The 14,602-nt window shown below is 50.4% G+C and carries 10 protein-coding genes; 5 read left to right on the forward strand and 5 right to left on the reverse strand.

Translation table 11 applies throughout. The annotated features are described in order from the left end of the window. Positions 1-127: 127 nt before the first annotated feature. Positions 128-3,235 (forward strand): hybrid sensor histidine kinase/response regulator, encoded by a 3,108-nt coding sequence (locus J3369_RS18955; RefSeq protein ID WP_349591075.1) that lies wholly within the window; start codon positions 128-130, stop codon positions 3,233-3,235. Positions 3,236-3,263: 28 nt separating this feature from the next. On the opposite strand, the gene J3369_RS18960 is transcribed toward J3369_RS18955, so the two are convergent. Further along, the gene (locus tag J3369_RS18960; protein ID WP_349589888.1) at positions 3,264-3,971 is read right to left on the reverse strand and encodes a DUF2982 domain-containing protein; all 708 of its coding nucleotides are present in this window, start codon (positions 3,969-3,971) and stop codon (positions 3,264-3,266) included. 265 nt (positions 3,972-4,236) lie between these two features. On the opposite strand from J3369_RS18960, the gene J3369_RS18965 reads away from it, so the two are divergent. From J3369_RS18965 to J3369_RS18975, 3 genes are read left to right on the forward strand one after another with little or no spacing between them, the layout of a single operon-like run. Beyond that, entirely contained in the window at positions 4,237-5,250 is a 1,014-nt protein-coding gene (locus J3369_RS18965; protein WP_349589890.1) for an aspartate carbamoyltransferase, read from the forward strand. Between the two features lie 5 nt (positions 5,251-5,255). Then, positions 5,256-6,536 (forward strand): glutamate-1-semialdehyde 2,1-aminomutase, encoded by a 1,281-nt coding sequence (hemL, locus tag J3369_RS18970; protein ID WP_349589892.1) that lies wholly within the window; start codon positions 5,256-5,258, stop codon positions 6,534-6,536. Positions 6,537-6,557: 21 nt separating this feature from the next. Then, positions 6,558-7,646 carry an adenylate/guanylate cyclase domain-containing protein gene (locus tag J3369_RS18975; RefSeq protein WP_349589894.1) on the forward strand — a complete coding sequence of 363 codons (1,089 nt, stop codon included), beginning with the start codon at positions 6,558-6,560 and terminating at the stop codon, positions 7,644-7,646. A 4-nt stretch (positions 7,647-7,650) separates the two neighbouring features. Here J3369_RS18975 and J3369_RS18980 read toward each other — a convergent pair whose 3' ends face one another. Together J3369_RS18980 and ggt are read right to left on the reverse strand one after the other, a co-directional pair. After that, a complete protein-coding gene (locus tag J3369_RS18980; protein ID WP_119502783.1) occupies positions 7,651-8,568 on the reverse strand; it encodes a Dyp-type peroxidase in 918 nt (305 codons plus the stop codon). A gap of 71 nt (positions 8,569-8,639) precedes the next feature. Further along, entirely contained in the window at positions 8,640-10,337 is a 1,698-nt protein-coding gene (gene ggt / locus J3369_RS18985) for a gamma-glutamyltransferase (RefSeq protein ID WP_349591077.1), read from the reverse strand. 271 nt (positions 10,338-10,608) lie between these two features. On the opposite strand from ggt, the gene J3369_RS18990 reads away from it, so the two are divergent. Further along, on the forward strand, positions 10,609-11,532 hold the full coding sequence (locus J3369_RS18990) for a glycosyltransferase family 2 protein (protein ID WP_349589897.1): 924 nt from the start codon (positions 10,609-10,611) through the stop codon (positions 11,530-11,532). Between the two features lie 113 nt (positions 11,533-11,645). Here J3369_RS18990 and J3369_RS18995 read toward each other — a convergent pair whose 3' ends face one another. Together J3369_RS18995 and J3369_RS19000 are read right to left on the reverse strand one after the other, a co-directional pair. After that, positions 11,646-13,148, reverse strand: a complete 1,503-nt coding sequence (locus tag J3369_RS18995; RefSeq protein ID WP_349589900.1) for a catalase — start codon at positions 13,146-13,148, stop codon at positions 11,646-11,648. A gap of 204 nt (positions 13,149-13,352) precedes the next feature. Beyond that, positions 13,353-14,597, reverse strand: coding sequence for an ammonium transporter AmtB (locus tag J3369_RS19000; protein ID WP_119502788.1), 1,245 nt, complete (start codon positions 14,595-14,597; stop codon positions 13,353-13,355). Between the last annotated feature and the right edge of the window lie 5 nt (positions 14,598-14,602).

A 14,602-nucleotide genomic window follows, 5' to 3' on the forward strand; every position in this document is an offset into this window, starting at 1 on the left:
ACAGATAGCAGCAATTTACACCCTGTTTTTTGTACAAACGCGCCTGTTGGTGGTTTAATAGGCGCACGTTTTTCCAACCAGCTTATCAAAAATGCGCGCAGTACTGTGGTCCTGGTTCAGCATCTTGATGTTTTTTGGGGTGTGCACTGCGCCGGCTCAGGCACAGACTACCCATCAGCTCATCAATGAAAATATTGAAACCAGCCTGACGGACAATTTTGAATTTTACTTCGAGACAGACACGCAGCTGACTATCAGTGAAGCAATCAAGCGTCGTCCTGATTTCCGTTTTTACACCGACCCGAATCCTAACTTCGGTTTTCAGTCCCGCGCATTGTGGCTGGTTACCAAATTCAACAACACCAGTAATACCCGTGACTGGGTATTCAATATCGATTTCAGCCAGTTGGATAAAGTCGATTTTTATCTCGTCAGAGGCGATGAAGTCTTAAAGCAAAGTCATCAGGGTAAGCTGCAAACCGAGCAGATATTCCGCGTACCGACCATGCGGGCTGAGCTGCCGGTGGACGCCCCGCTGGAGTTATACCTGCGGGTTGAAAGTTCCTCTTCCAGTCTGATTGTACCGTTATCTGTGGAGCCGGAAACCCGCCATAGTTTCGGCGTACAACTGGACAGTCTGTTGTGGGGATTGTTCTACGGCGGCCTGATCATTCTGGCAATATACAACTTCGCGCTGTTCTTCGGTTCCAGAGAGCCAAGCCTGGTCGCTTATGTGGGCTACATTGTGGCGGTATTGCTATGGCAATTTGTCTGGGGCGGCCATCTTCACCTGATATTCCGCGACGGCTTTGACCCGTGGTTTGCTGCGCATACAGAGATGATTTTCGTCATCATCGGGATCAGCTCCGGGCTGTTCGCGGTTACCTTTCTGGAAACCAAAAAACATGCCCCGAATGCCCATCCGATGATCATGTCTCTGCTGGTTTTGCAGGGCGTTATCGGCGCAGGCTGCCTCATCGATTTGCTGCCTCACATCTGGAAGAATAACCTGGTGTATGGCGTGGGTATGATTGCGATTTGCAGTTACATCTATGCCGGCTTTGAGGCTTACCTTAATAAGTTCAAACCCGCCCTCTATTTCATCTTCGCCTGGGGCATGCTGGCCAGCGGCGCAATTGTGGGCATTCTGAGCTTACTGAATGTTCTACCTTCCAATGACTACACCACATACTGCTTCCAGGTAGGCGTGTTTATCGAAGCCGGGTTGTTCTCTTTCGCCCTCATGGAAAAGAGTCGCAATCAGCTGGCCTCTGAGGTCAGTCAGGCAACCAATGAGCTTCGCAATAATATGGAACTCATTGAAGAGCAGAATGCCCGTCTGGACATTGCCCGCAAAGACGCTATTAAAGCCAGTAACGTAAAATCTCAGTTCCTGGCCAATATGAGCCATGAAATCCGTACGCCTCTCAATGCCATTCTCGGATTCAGTAAAGAGCTCACCCATGTTGCCCTGCCAGTGGAACAACAGGAGCAGGTTCGAATCATCAACACAGCGGCGGATAACCTGCTGGGTATCGTCAATGACGTACTCGACTTCTCTAAAATTGAGGCCGGCAAACTGCAAATTAACAATCAGCCATTCTCACCGAACCAGTTACTGGAAGACATGGTGACGCTGATGTCTAAGTCTGCCCACTCCAAGCGGCTGGAATTTGTTTTTGATACCGGCCCGTTACCGGAAAAACTCATCGGCGATGTATTCAGAATCAAGCAGGTACTGAACAACCTTCTCAGTAACGCACTGAAGTTCACCTCTTCCGGCACCATTACCCTTACAGTGAAAGGCACGTCCCTCCCCCACGGCATCCATGAATTGCACTTCCGGATTGAAGATACCGGTATTGGTATCAGCCGCCAGGATAAGAAAAAGCTGTTTAATGCCTTCTCCCAGATTGATGATGCGTTGAACCGCAGTTATCAGGGCACAGGGCTTGGCCTGGTTATCTGCCGGGAGCTGATTAAACTGATGCGCGGTACACTGGATTTAAACAGTGTTCCCGGGCTTGGCAGTGTCTTTGACATTCGTCTGCGGGCGAATCAGCTTAGTCAGAAATACAGTCTGACACCAAGCGCCGAATGGATTGGAAAACGGGTTGTGGTATTCGACCCTGTACCGGACACCCGCAGAGCCACAGCCTCCATGCTCACCGCGCTGGGAGCCAGGGTGACATCAGCAGATTCCGTAGCCTTTCTGAACATGCTGGATATACATCCTGATTTGCTGTTTGCTACCGTACCGGTTTCCCATCTGGAGAAGCGGAACACGTACCTCAGTGAACTGGTGGAGTTTCCGGCGAAGAAACGCATCCTGTGGTATTCCGGCCCGGAACCGTTCAACCAGTATCCCAGCCTGACCCAGCACTTCCATGAACAGGTAAGAATGCCTGTCACACTCACCAAACTGGAAAGCCTGCTGCATCAGAAAACAGCCCGTCGCCGCAATCCGATGCAGGATAAGATGAATAACCTGCCTAAGGCACGTATTCTGGCTGTTGATGACATGGAAATGAACCTTAAGCTGTTGCATACCTGGCTGGATCACTCGCCGGTCAGTCTGACCACGTCTATGAGCGGGCAGGATGCCGTTAACCGTTGTCAGAGCTCGGAATATGATCTCATCCTGATGGATGTTCAGATGCCGGGTATGGACGGTTTGCAGGCATCAAGACTGATCCGCAAAACGGCTCTGAATATGGGTACCCCCATCATTGCAGTCACCGCCCATGCTTTCAAAGAGGAACAGGAAAGGCTACTGGCTTCAGGTATGGACGATTATCTGCCCAAGCCTATCGAAATGGGCGCGCTTCTCGATTTGATTAAGCGCTGGTGTCAGAACGCCACCCCGACAGCCATGGCTTTACCTACTCTGGACTGGCAACTGGCGGTTAAACGCACCCACCAGAACCCGGAAGCTGCACGCTCGTTACTGGGGGATTTTGTGGTGTTGCTGCCGCCCACCATTTCCACATTAAAATCGATGTGGAAAGAAAAAGACTTCGACGGCCTGAAGGCGGAAGTGCACAAACTCCACGGAGCCTGCTGCTACACCGGTGTACCGAAGTTACAGGAACTGGCTTCAGAACTGGAAATCGCGCTGAAGCTTGAGCAAAACTTCCTGATTGCAGAGCATCTGCCTGCTCTGCTGAATGAGTGCGAAATATTAATGACAGAAGCCAGACGCTTCCTGGAAGAAATGAATTACACCTTTCCCTGAGCCGGTGACTGAGGGGAAGGTGCAGGCATCAACCTGCCTGAGTATTCATAAGCCTGTCCTGACGGGCTTGCTGGCACTGGCGCATAAAGCGGGCAAAGTCAGCAGGTTCACGGTCAATATCAGAGGCGGCAATAAACACATCATACCCCAGCGACTGACGAAGCTGAGACATTCTGTTCGCCAGCATGGCTTTAACGCCGGTAAAAGTTTGATTGTCTGCAGTGGTGTAATGTTTATCATCAAACATTTCCTGCTCGAAACAGGCACCGGTTTTACAGTTTTTTTCACCCCTGTGAAGCAGCAACGGACGTTGCTCCATCAGTAAATGGGTGGCCAGCCGGGGGGAAACATGATTTAAGAACGCACCGTAGTCTTTAATCCGGAAACCTACCGCTTCAAGCTCCACCTGTTCTAAACCCTGCTGCACCCGCGGGCAGTCTATACGCTGCACGTTATCCCACTGTAACAGCCAGTTGCCCAACCGGTGATGATAACGGATTTCCTGCGGAGAAATTTCGATACTGAACTGAGGCTCTCTTACTTTGAAGCAGCCGATGAGCAGCGATACAATCGACGCACTGGTCAGGAAAATAGCAGCCAGAAACAGCCAGTCCGGCAGAAACTTCATCCATATTGCCGACATTATCAGTCCGGCCACACCCAGCACCAGTGCAGTGATGCCGTTACCCTTTGACGTTGCCCTGACATAAATAGGGTCAGAATCAGTTCCAGACATAAAAATACACCACAAATACGATAACCGCCCAGATGAATATCATACGCATACGCCTGCACTGCGGACAGTCAGTCCGCCACCATGAACGGGATGGTTTGTTTGCCTGCGGTCGCTTTGTCACATTCATCCGGTGATTATCTGAAGAAAGTTTGATTTTACCCCGGCCTGCGCAGAAAAACTCATAAACCTATTTAAGGTTCTTATCTCTACACATCGCCGGCTTTTTGATAAACTGTTCAGGTTTATTTTGTTTGTTGAGAGCACTATGTCACAGTTTACCGGCAACCATATCCTTTCGGTCAATCAATTCGATCGTGATGCCATCGAGAAAGTCTTTTCTGTGGCCCATTCCATGGAGCCTTATGCAAAGCGTCAAAAGCGCACTACGGTGCTGGACGGCGCCATCCTGGGTAACTTATTTTTCGAACCCAGCACACGTACACGGGTAAGTTTCGGGACTGCCTTTAACCTGCTTGGCGGAGAAGTACGGGAAACCACCGGCATGAGCAACTCTGCGCTGGCGAAAGGTGAATCGCTTTACGACACGGCCCGTGTATTAAGCGGCTATTCCGACATTATTGCCATGCGTCATCCGCAGGCGGGCTCAGTAAGCGAATTTGCTGATGGCAGTCGTGTACCGGTTATCAACGGCGGTGACGGCGCAAACGAACACCCGACTCAGGCATTACTGGACTTATTCACCATCAAGCGTGAGCTGGAATACAACGGCAAAGGCATCGACGGACTCCACATCGCTATGATTGGTGATCTGCGCTATGGCCGCACCGTACACTCTTTGTCGAAACTGCTGTGTCTGTATAAGGATATCCACTTTACACTTATCGCACCTGCAGAGCTGGCCATGCCGGACTACATTGTCTCTGCCATTGAAGATGCCGGTCACAAACTGACTATCTCTGAGCATATTGACGGCACGGTAGATGCGGACATCTGTTATCAGACACGCATTCAGGAAGAACGCTTTCCCTCTCAGGAAGAAGCCAATAAATACCGTGGCCGCTTCCGCCTCAACCAGTCTATTTACACTAAGCACTTCCAGTCAAAAACGGTGATCATGCATCCACTTCCGCGGGATTCCCGTATGGAAGCTAATGAGCTGGATAACGATTTGAATACCAACCCGAACCTGGCCATCTTCCGGCAGACCGATAACGGCGTGCTGGTGAGAATGGCACTCTTCGCGCTTACACTGGGTGTTGAAGATCTGGTCGCGAAATATGAACGCGACGTGGTTTGGTACACTAACAAGAGCCAATAAGCATTATGTCAAAATCTGAAGTCCTCTTTGCCCGCGCGCAAAAAACGATCCCCGGTGGCGTAAACTCCCCGGTCCGTGCCTTTAAAGCGGTAGGCGGCACACCCCGTTTCATTACTAAAGCAGACGGCGCTTACATCTGGGATGCTGACGACAATCAGTACATTGATTACGTGCAGTCCTGGGGCCCCATGGTGCTGGGTCATAACAACGATAAAATCCGTGAAGCCGTTATCAGCGCAGCACAAAACGGATTAAGTTTTGGTGCGCCTACAGAATCAGAAATTATCATGGCCGAAATGGTCAGCAGCATGGTGCCGTCAATGGAAATGGTACGCATGGTTAATTCAGGGACCGAAGCAACCATGTCGGCAATCCGGCTGGCCCGTGGCTATACCGGCCGCAACAAGCTGGTTAAATTTGAAGGCTGTTACCACGGTCATGCTGATTCACTGCTGGTTAAAGCCGGTTCCGGCGCACTGACACTGGGCGTACCGAGTTCACCGGGTGTGCCTGCGGATGTGGCGCAGCATACGCTGACGGTGGAATACAACAACCTTGAAAGCGTTGAAGAAGTCTTCCGTGAACACGGCGATGACATCGCCTGCATCATCGTTGAACCGGTTGCCGGCAACATGAACTGTATTCCGCCTGTAGAAGGATTCCTTGAAGGCTTACGTAAGATCTGTGATGACCACGGCAGTGTACTGATTTTCGATGAAGTGATGACAGGCTTCCGTGTCGCCAAAGGCGGTGCACAGGCAAGATACAACATCAAGCCGGACCTTACCTGTCTGGGTAAAGTGATTGGTGGCGGTATGCCGGTGGGCGCATTCGGCGGCCGCCGCGACATTATTGAACATATCGCCCCTACCGGTCCGGTTTATCAGGCAGGGACTTTATCAGGTAATCCGGTGGCTATGGCAGCCGGCCTTGCCGCACTGGCTCAACTTGATGATGACGCCATGTATGAAGGGATTTTCGCTCAAACACAGGCACTGGCAGACGGTTTTCAGGCTCTGGCGGATAAACACGGCATTCCTATGACCACCAACGTTGCCGGCAGCATGTTCGGCTTGTTCTTTACCGGTATTGACCGTGTGACGAACTACCAGCAGGCCATCAACTGCAACCAGGAACAATTCCGGGTGTTCTATCACGGCATGCTGGACAACGGTGTTTACCTGGCACCGGCATCTTATGAAGCAGGGTTTGTGTCAAAAATGCATACTGCAGACGTAATTGATAAAACACTCAGCATTGCTGATAAAGTGTTAGGCTCTCTGTAGTGTTGGATATGTGGTGACACCATGACGTTAAGCTGGCTACTCATTTATGGTCTTATCGCTGTGGGCGGTGTTGCCGCATATTTCCTGTTCAGACAGTCTGCACAAATCCACGAACTGAAGGCTGAACTCGACAGAACACATCCGAAGAAAACGCCGGTTTCTGATACCCCTGACGGCCGCGAAGCCAGTTACATCGAAAAAGCTAATGAAGCGATGCAACTGAGTAAAACCTTCCAAAAATTCGTCCCCCGTCAGTTCGTTGAACACTTTGCCAAACATGGCAGCGGAGCCACACTGGAACTGGGACATGCAGACGAAGATGAAGTGGCTATCCTGTTTTGTGATATCCGCGGCTTCACCGGCTTGTCAGAGCATCTCAGCCCGCAGGAACTCATGGGCTTCCTTAATTCCTATTTCCTGCGAATGAATGATCCTATTCACCAGAATCGTGGATTTATCGACAAATTTATTGGCGACGCCATCATGGCGCTATTCGACCACCCGGGCGGCACCGCCAAAGATAAAGCCCGCGACGCCCTTCAGGCTGCTATCGATTTACGTAAAGCGCTGGTGATGTACAACTCTCACAGGGATAACTGTGAATATCTGCCCATTAATATCGGGATCGGTATTCATTTCGGGCCGGTGATCATTGGAACTATCGGTTCAGATGACCGTATGGACACCACGGTACTCGGCGACAGTGTGAATATTGCTTACAGACTTGAGTCTCTGACCAAAAAATACAATGCAGACATTATTGTCAGCGCACAAACCCTGGAAACGGTAGGCGCGGGCTATCCGGTTAAAACCCGTTTACTTGACTGGGTTAAAGTGAAAGGCCGGCAAAGTGCCATTGAGGTGTATGAAGTGCTCGACCATCTGAGTGAGGAAGAACAGAAAGCCAGGCTCTCTGTACAAACACAAATCACCGCCGGACTGGCCTGTCGTATGCGCAGGGAGTGGGACGACGCCATTGCTCACTTCATGAAAGCCAGAGATATCAATCCGCAGGACCAACTGCCTCAGCATCACATTGATGTGTGCCTGCAATACCGTAATTTAACGCTCAGTGAAGACTGGGACGGTGCATTGAAGCTGCACCACTAGCCTGTTATTTTTTTGCGTGCTCGCGGATAAAGTTAACCGGCGGCGCAAAGAAAGATGCTCCGGTTTCCGCACTGGTGTAATCCAGCCAGCGGTCATAATCACCGTCTCCGGTCCCGAAAACCTGGCTGTGCAACATAGACTTGAAAGGCCGTGCACTGGCTGAACAGCTCACAAAGAAAAGTCCCTGAGTTGTCAGATCTCCGTAAGGCATTCCCTGCTTAATTAACCCCGGTAAATCATCATCAGGCCCTTTCGCCGACGCGCGGATACAATGAGACATGGGGTTTTGCTCCTGACTCACCAGGTTGTGTTCCCGGGTCAGACCAATAATTTGTTCCTGCTGGCGGGCGGTAAGACTTTCCCAGCGTCGTAAATCGTGACGGTAACGTTGCACATGCACGTAACTGCCGCCGTTAAAAGCCAGTTCGTCATTATCGATAATGCCGGTTTTACGCCGCTGCATTCCACGCGGATTGTCCGGCGCATAGATAAAACCATTCAGATCACGGCCATCGAGATAACGGAAACCCCTTACCTGCTCCACCAGCTCAACGTGCAGCCTGAGCAGCTCCATCACTTCCATGCCTACCGCATGACAGATGTCAGCACGGTCAGCACGTATTTGAATAAACAGGTCGCAGGGCGTGGAAGGGGCAGTGCGATCTTCACACTGCATATCCGGAAACGGAGCCAGTTCAGTGGGAATAAAGCCCGGATACAATTCAGACCAGAAACCGGCACCGATGGCAATCATGCCGGTGAGCATGGCTTCATAGTGCTCGTTTTCGTAAAAATCGAATATATCCAACACGCGGGCAAGCTTTCCCCTCACCGTTTCTGCATCGTCATCCACGACATTCAGCAATAAATATTGCGCATGCAGATTCGGTTCGGCGCACACCCCTTTTTGAGGTTGACTCATGACATCCTTCCGTTTGCCCGCTGATTATTGATTTATGGGCATTTTCCCGGGCCAGTAACTAATAGTGTGGCTCAATACCCCGCGGCTTGTCCATCTTTTCGGCTTTCAGAGGCACCGAAATACACACCCCGCTGACTATCCAGCATAATTGCCTGATAACCGCCGTAGATCCCGACGGCAGGTTGCAGAGTGTGACCTCTCTCCATCAGTTCACGTTTAACTGTTTCACTGAAGCCTGATTCAAGATGTACCTGACCGCCATCCAGCATGAGATGTCCGGTAGGACTGCTGGAACCGGAATGTAATATACGGGGCGCGTCACCGGCTTCCTGTAAGTTCATGCCAAAATCAATCAGGTCGACGATGATTTGTGCATGCATTTGTGGCTGCGTGGCACCGCCCATTACACCAAAGCTTAACCACGGCTTACCATTGCGCGTAACGAAGGCAGGAATAATCGTGTGGAAGGGACGCTTGCCCGGTGCATACTCATTCGCGTGTCCTTCCTGCATGGTGAACAGCTCCCCCCGATTCTGCAGCACAAAGCCCAGTTCCGGCGGCGTCATGCCTGAGCCCATACCACGGTAGTTACTCTGGATCAGAGACACCATGTTGCCGTCTTTATCGGCGACAGTCAGGTACACGGTATCACCTTCGTACACACCGGCATCATAGCGTTTGGCCGCTTTTTCCGGATTGATAAGTTGCTGCCGCTCTGCGGCGTAGTCTTTAGACACCAGCCAGTCTACGGGCACTGAAGTAAATGCCATATCTGCATAGAATTTTGCGCGGTCTTCAAATGCCAGCTTTTTCGCTTCAACGAAAGTGTGAATGTAGTCTGCTGAGCCGAATCCCATCCCTTCAATATCGTAACGCTCAAGAATATTCAGGATTTGCAGAGCAGCAATGCCCTGTCCGTTAGGGGGTAATTCCCATACATCGTACCCCCGGTAATTCGCGGATACCGGTTCGACCCACTCTGACGTATGGCTGGCCAGGTCATCTAAGGTAAGGTAACCGCCCTGCTCTTTCATGTAGGCAGCGATTGTCCGCGCAATATCGCCTTTATAAAAGGCATCTCTGCCGCCGGTGGCGATTTTTTCGTAGGTGGCAGCCAGTCCGGGATTTTTAAACACATCCCCTTTTTTAGGTACTTTACCGCCTGGCATAAAGGTTTCAGCAAATCCGTCATATTGACCAATCCGGTCGGCATTCATTTGCAGGTAATACGCAATGAGTTCAGAAACCGGAAAACCATTACGGGCATATTCAATAGACGGAGTTAAAATGGCAGTAACAGGCAGAGAGCCGAACTTGCTGTGCAGCTCAAACCAGCCATCCACAGCCCCGGGAACCGATACCGGCAACGGACCAAATGAGGGCACTTTATTGAGCCCTTTTTCTGCAAACACGGCTTTGGTCAGGGTACGGGGTGAACGGCCGGACGCATTCAGACCATAGAGTTTCTTCTCTTCTGCACTCCACACGATAGCAAACAGATCACCGCCGATACCGCTTCCGGTGGGCTCCACCAGACCAAGCATGGCATTCGCTGCAATCGCTGCGTCGATGGCATTGCCACCCTGCTTAAGAATATCCAGCCCCACCTGGGTCGCCAGAGGCTGACTGGTGGCTACCATCCCGTGCTGTGCAATGACCTCGGAACGGCTGGCAAACATTTCACCGGTGATCCGGTCGTATGCCCCGGCAACGGCAGACACGCCCAGTAACACTATACCGGTAATAACCGGCTTCAGACTCTTTTTCATCAGTCGCAAATGCATTTCCCCGCTCTGTCTATCCGCTGTAAAAATTACCGGCTTTGTGTAAATTCATATTTATCACACTCCGCCCTGCAATTCATCCGGGCCGGCCAGAAAACAAAAAATGACGAATTAACGCGAAGTTAGCCCGTTCACTATACTTTAGTTTAAAGGTGGAACTAAGTTTGCAGTAATTTTGCGGATTTATTCACTGTTTTTCTAACAGACTCACCACGAGCCGTATCTGTGGTTGGAAATTAACCCGTCCCGCAGGGACATGAACCGACAGAGAGACGACGCCATGAGCACTGATTTTAGTATTGTTACTATTGTTAAGCGACGTACCCAGCAGTTGTCTAACCTGATTAGCAGCATAGAACGCTCTACACTTTTACCTAAAGAAATGGTGATTGTGTGGATGGCTCCGCCAAGTGACGAATCACTATTAAGTAGCGAAAACTTCCCTATCGTGCACCGTTTTGCAGCAAGTGATGAACTTCCGATCCCAAAAGCCCGTAACCGTGGTTTCGATACCTGCAAAACCGACAAATTTATTTACCTGGATGTGGACTGCATCTGCCCTGAATCTTTACTTCAAGATCTGGTCCGTTCACTCGCCATCGGTAAGGTTGTCACTGCCAATGTATGCCAGCTGGATAAAAAAGCGGAAGATATCAGCGAAAGCTATGTGCAGCAGCTTGCCCTTCCTCAGGCCACTGCCGCAGAAAAAGTCCCGTTTGTGCAGTTCGATACTAATATCTTCGGTATCACCCGGAAGGATTATGAGCGTGTAGGCGGGTTCGATCTCGATTATCACGGCTTTGGTATCGGCGATTTGGATTTTGCTGCACGTTGCAGTCAGGCAGGCCTTTATCTGGTTAACACCGGCCGTCATGTATTCAAGCAATTCCACGCCCACTACAACCCGCCGGTAAATCACTTATGCGATATCGTATCGAACGCTGAAGTGTTCAAACAGAAATGGGGCGCGTATCCGTCCTGTGATTTGTTCGCCCGCTTCGCTGAACTCGGGCTTATTAACGCAGATTACGAAGAGTCCGGTATGCGTGTGGTACGTCTGGTCACAGACGAAGAGCTGGCGACTTACCTGGTAAAAGAACCGGACAGTGTGGCGTCAGAAGGCACATCAGCTCCGGCTGGTACGTTAACCCGTACAGGTACATTGAAACAGACAGCCTGAAGTAAGCAATTTCGCGGGGGCCGGTTCCCCGCGATTGATTCTTCACAACGAAAACACCCGGCATCTGCCGGGTGTTTTGTTTTTCAGTTTAATTGCCCGTAACCGGGCAACTGTTACTTATCTTCCAGAGGCGTATCTTCGGTGATGGGCACCGCGTTAACGTCTGTATCCAACGCTTCCACCGCTTTTCGGACACCTGCAGCGTAGTCAGGATGTACTTTTTCAAGAACAGCGTACCAGCGCTCTTTTACGCCGTCTGAACATGGCCCCATCGCGGCAGCATAGTTCTTGTACAACCTTTCTTTCTGCTCGTCAGAGAACATGTTGTAAAGGGCTCTTGGCTGCACGTAATCAATGTCCGATTCTTCCTGATAATAGCGGTCAGCATCGCCATCGATGCGCAGCGGTGGTTCCGGATTCTTGATTTGAGCCACCGGACCGTTGTGCTGGTTTGGCTCGTAATAGGCGTCAGGATTACCAAAATCATTGGTAAAGAAGCGCATCGCACCGTCTTTATGATAATGGTTCAACTCCGCTTTCTTCGGCGCATTAGCCGGTAAGGCTTCATAGTGAGTTCCAAGACGATAACGGTGAGCATCTGCATAGGAGAACACCCGGGCCTGCAGCATCTTGTCAGGACTGAAGCCGATACCGGGCACCACGTTTGACGGGCTGTAGGCTGCATTCTCAATCATCTGGAAGTAGTTTTCAGGCACGGTGTGCATTTCCAGTTCGCCCACTTCAATCAGAGGGAAATCACCATGAGGCCACACTTTGGTGAGGTCGAAAGGATTATAAGCCTGCTTCCCTGCCTCTTCTTCAGGCATCACCTGAATGTACAGAGTCCATTTAGGATATTTGCCGTCTTCGATGGCATTGATTAAGTCTTCCTGGTAAGACTCGCGGGTTTTACCTATGATCTCTTCAGCCTCATCATTGGTGTAATGTTCATGCCCCTGCTGTGTTTTAAAGTGGAATTTCACCCAGAAACGCTCGCCTTTGGCATTCCACATACTGAAAGTGTGTGAGCCGTAGCCGTTCATGTACATAGGGTTCTTAGGAATACCACGATCAGACATCAGAATGGTGACCTGATGCACAGACTCAGGTTGTCCGGCCCAGAAATCAAACATCGCTTCCGGGCTGCGAAGATTCGTTTTCGGATGGCGCTTTTGAGTACGGATAAAATCCGGAAACTTAAACGCGTCGCGGATAAAGAAGATTGGGGTATTGTTACCTACCATATCCCAGTTACCTTCTTCGGTGTAAAACTTAAGACTGAAACCTCGTACATCACGCTCGGTGTCAGCAGCGCCTGATTCCCCTGCAACGGTAGACCAGCGACTCAGCACTTCGGTCTTTTTTCCAATCTCAGAGAACAGGTCGGCACAGGTGTACCGGGTAATGTCGTGGGTCACTGTAAATGTACCCTGCAAACCCCAGCCTTTGGCATGCACCGTACGCTCAGGAATACGCTCCCTGTTCTGGTGTGCCAGCTTTTCAACAAGCTGATAATCTGTCAGCAGAACCGGACCTCTTGCGCCCGCTGTTTTGCTGGTTTCGTTAGATTCGACGGGCGCGCCCGCGCTGGTGGTGAGAGTTGGTTTTTTACTCATAACGGTCTCCTGGGAAAAGCACGATAGTTGGTGTAACTATGCGTACAACAGAGAGCCGGAAAACGACCAATCTATTTTTTAAAAGATGTTAATTATTTATTTCTATTAAACAGAAAAAACCCCGCAGATGCGGGGTTCAAATTTTGGTGAGTTGAGCATTATGCTTTTGTTATAGGTTGCCCAATCAAGTCTCCGTGTTGAAGATTAACGACCTGAAGTAAAATCAGGATATGCTTCCAGACCACATTCAGCAACGTCAACACCTTCAAATTCTTCTTCTTCAGAAACCCGGATGCCCATTACAGCTTTCAGGATTACCCAAACAATCAGACTGGTTACGAATACCCATACAAAGATTGTAGCAGCACCTAACAGCTGACCACCGAAAGTAGAACCTTCGTTAGTTACCGGCACCAGTAACAGACCTAACAGACCGACTACACCGTGAACAGAGATAGCACCTACAGGATCATCGATTTTCAGTTTGTCCAGGAACACGATGCTCAGAACAACCAGCAGACCACCTAATGCACCGAAAAGTGTTGCCATCAGAGGCGTTGGCGTTGAAGGTTCAGCAGTAATAGCTACCAGACCAGCCAGTGCACCGTTAAGAACCATAGTCAGGTCAGCTTTACCGAACATTACGCGGGCCAGCAGCAGCGCAGCAATTGCACCACCGGCGGCGGCAGCATTGGTGTTCATGAATACAACCGCAACAGAGTTAGCACTTTCTACAGTAGCTGTTGCCAGAACAGAACCACCGTTGAAGCCGAACCAACCCATCCACAGAATGAATGTACCTAAAGTCGCCAGAGGCAGGTTAGCACCCGGGATAGCATTTACTTTGCCATCTGCAGTGTATTTACCTTTACGGGCACCAAGTACCAGTACACCGGCTAACGCAGCAGCAGCACCTGCCATGTGAACAATACCGGAACCTGCAAAGTCAGAGAAACCGTTGTCGCCCAGTACGTACATACCGAATACAGACTCACCGCCCCATGTCCATGCACCTTCCATTGGATAGATGAAACCAGTCATCACAACTGCGAATGCCAGGAAGGCCCACAGTTTCATACGCTCAGCAACCGCACCGGATACGATAGACATTGCCGTGGCAACGAATACTACCTGGAAGAAGAAGTCAGCTGAAGGCGCGTAGGTAGCCGGTTCTTCTGCAACACCTGTTGCACCGTCACCAACAATACCGGAAAGGAATAATGTGAAGTCACCACCGCCGTACATGATGCTGTAACCGCAGATCATATACATGGTACAGGCAATGGCATACAGCGCCACGTTCTTGGTCAGAATTTCAGTGGTGTTTTTAGCACGAACCAGACCCGCCTCAAGCATGGCAAAGCCGGCAGCCATCCACATGACTAACGCACCGCAAATAAGGAAATAGAAGGTATCTAATGCATACCCGAGTTCAAATGTGATTTCCATTGTTT

Origin of the sequence: Alteromonas sp. NFXS44, from assembly GCF_040148705.1 — a bacterium.
In the GTDB taxonomy this organism is placed as follows: domain Bacteria; phylum Pseudomonadota; class Gammaproteobacteria; order Enterobacterales; family Alteromonadaceae; genus Alteromonas.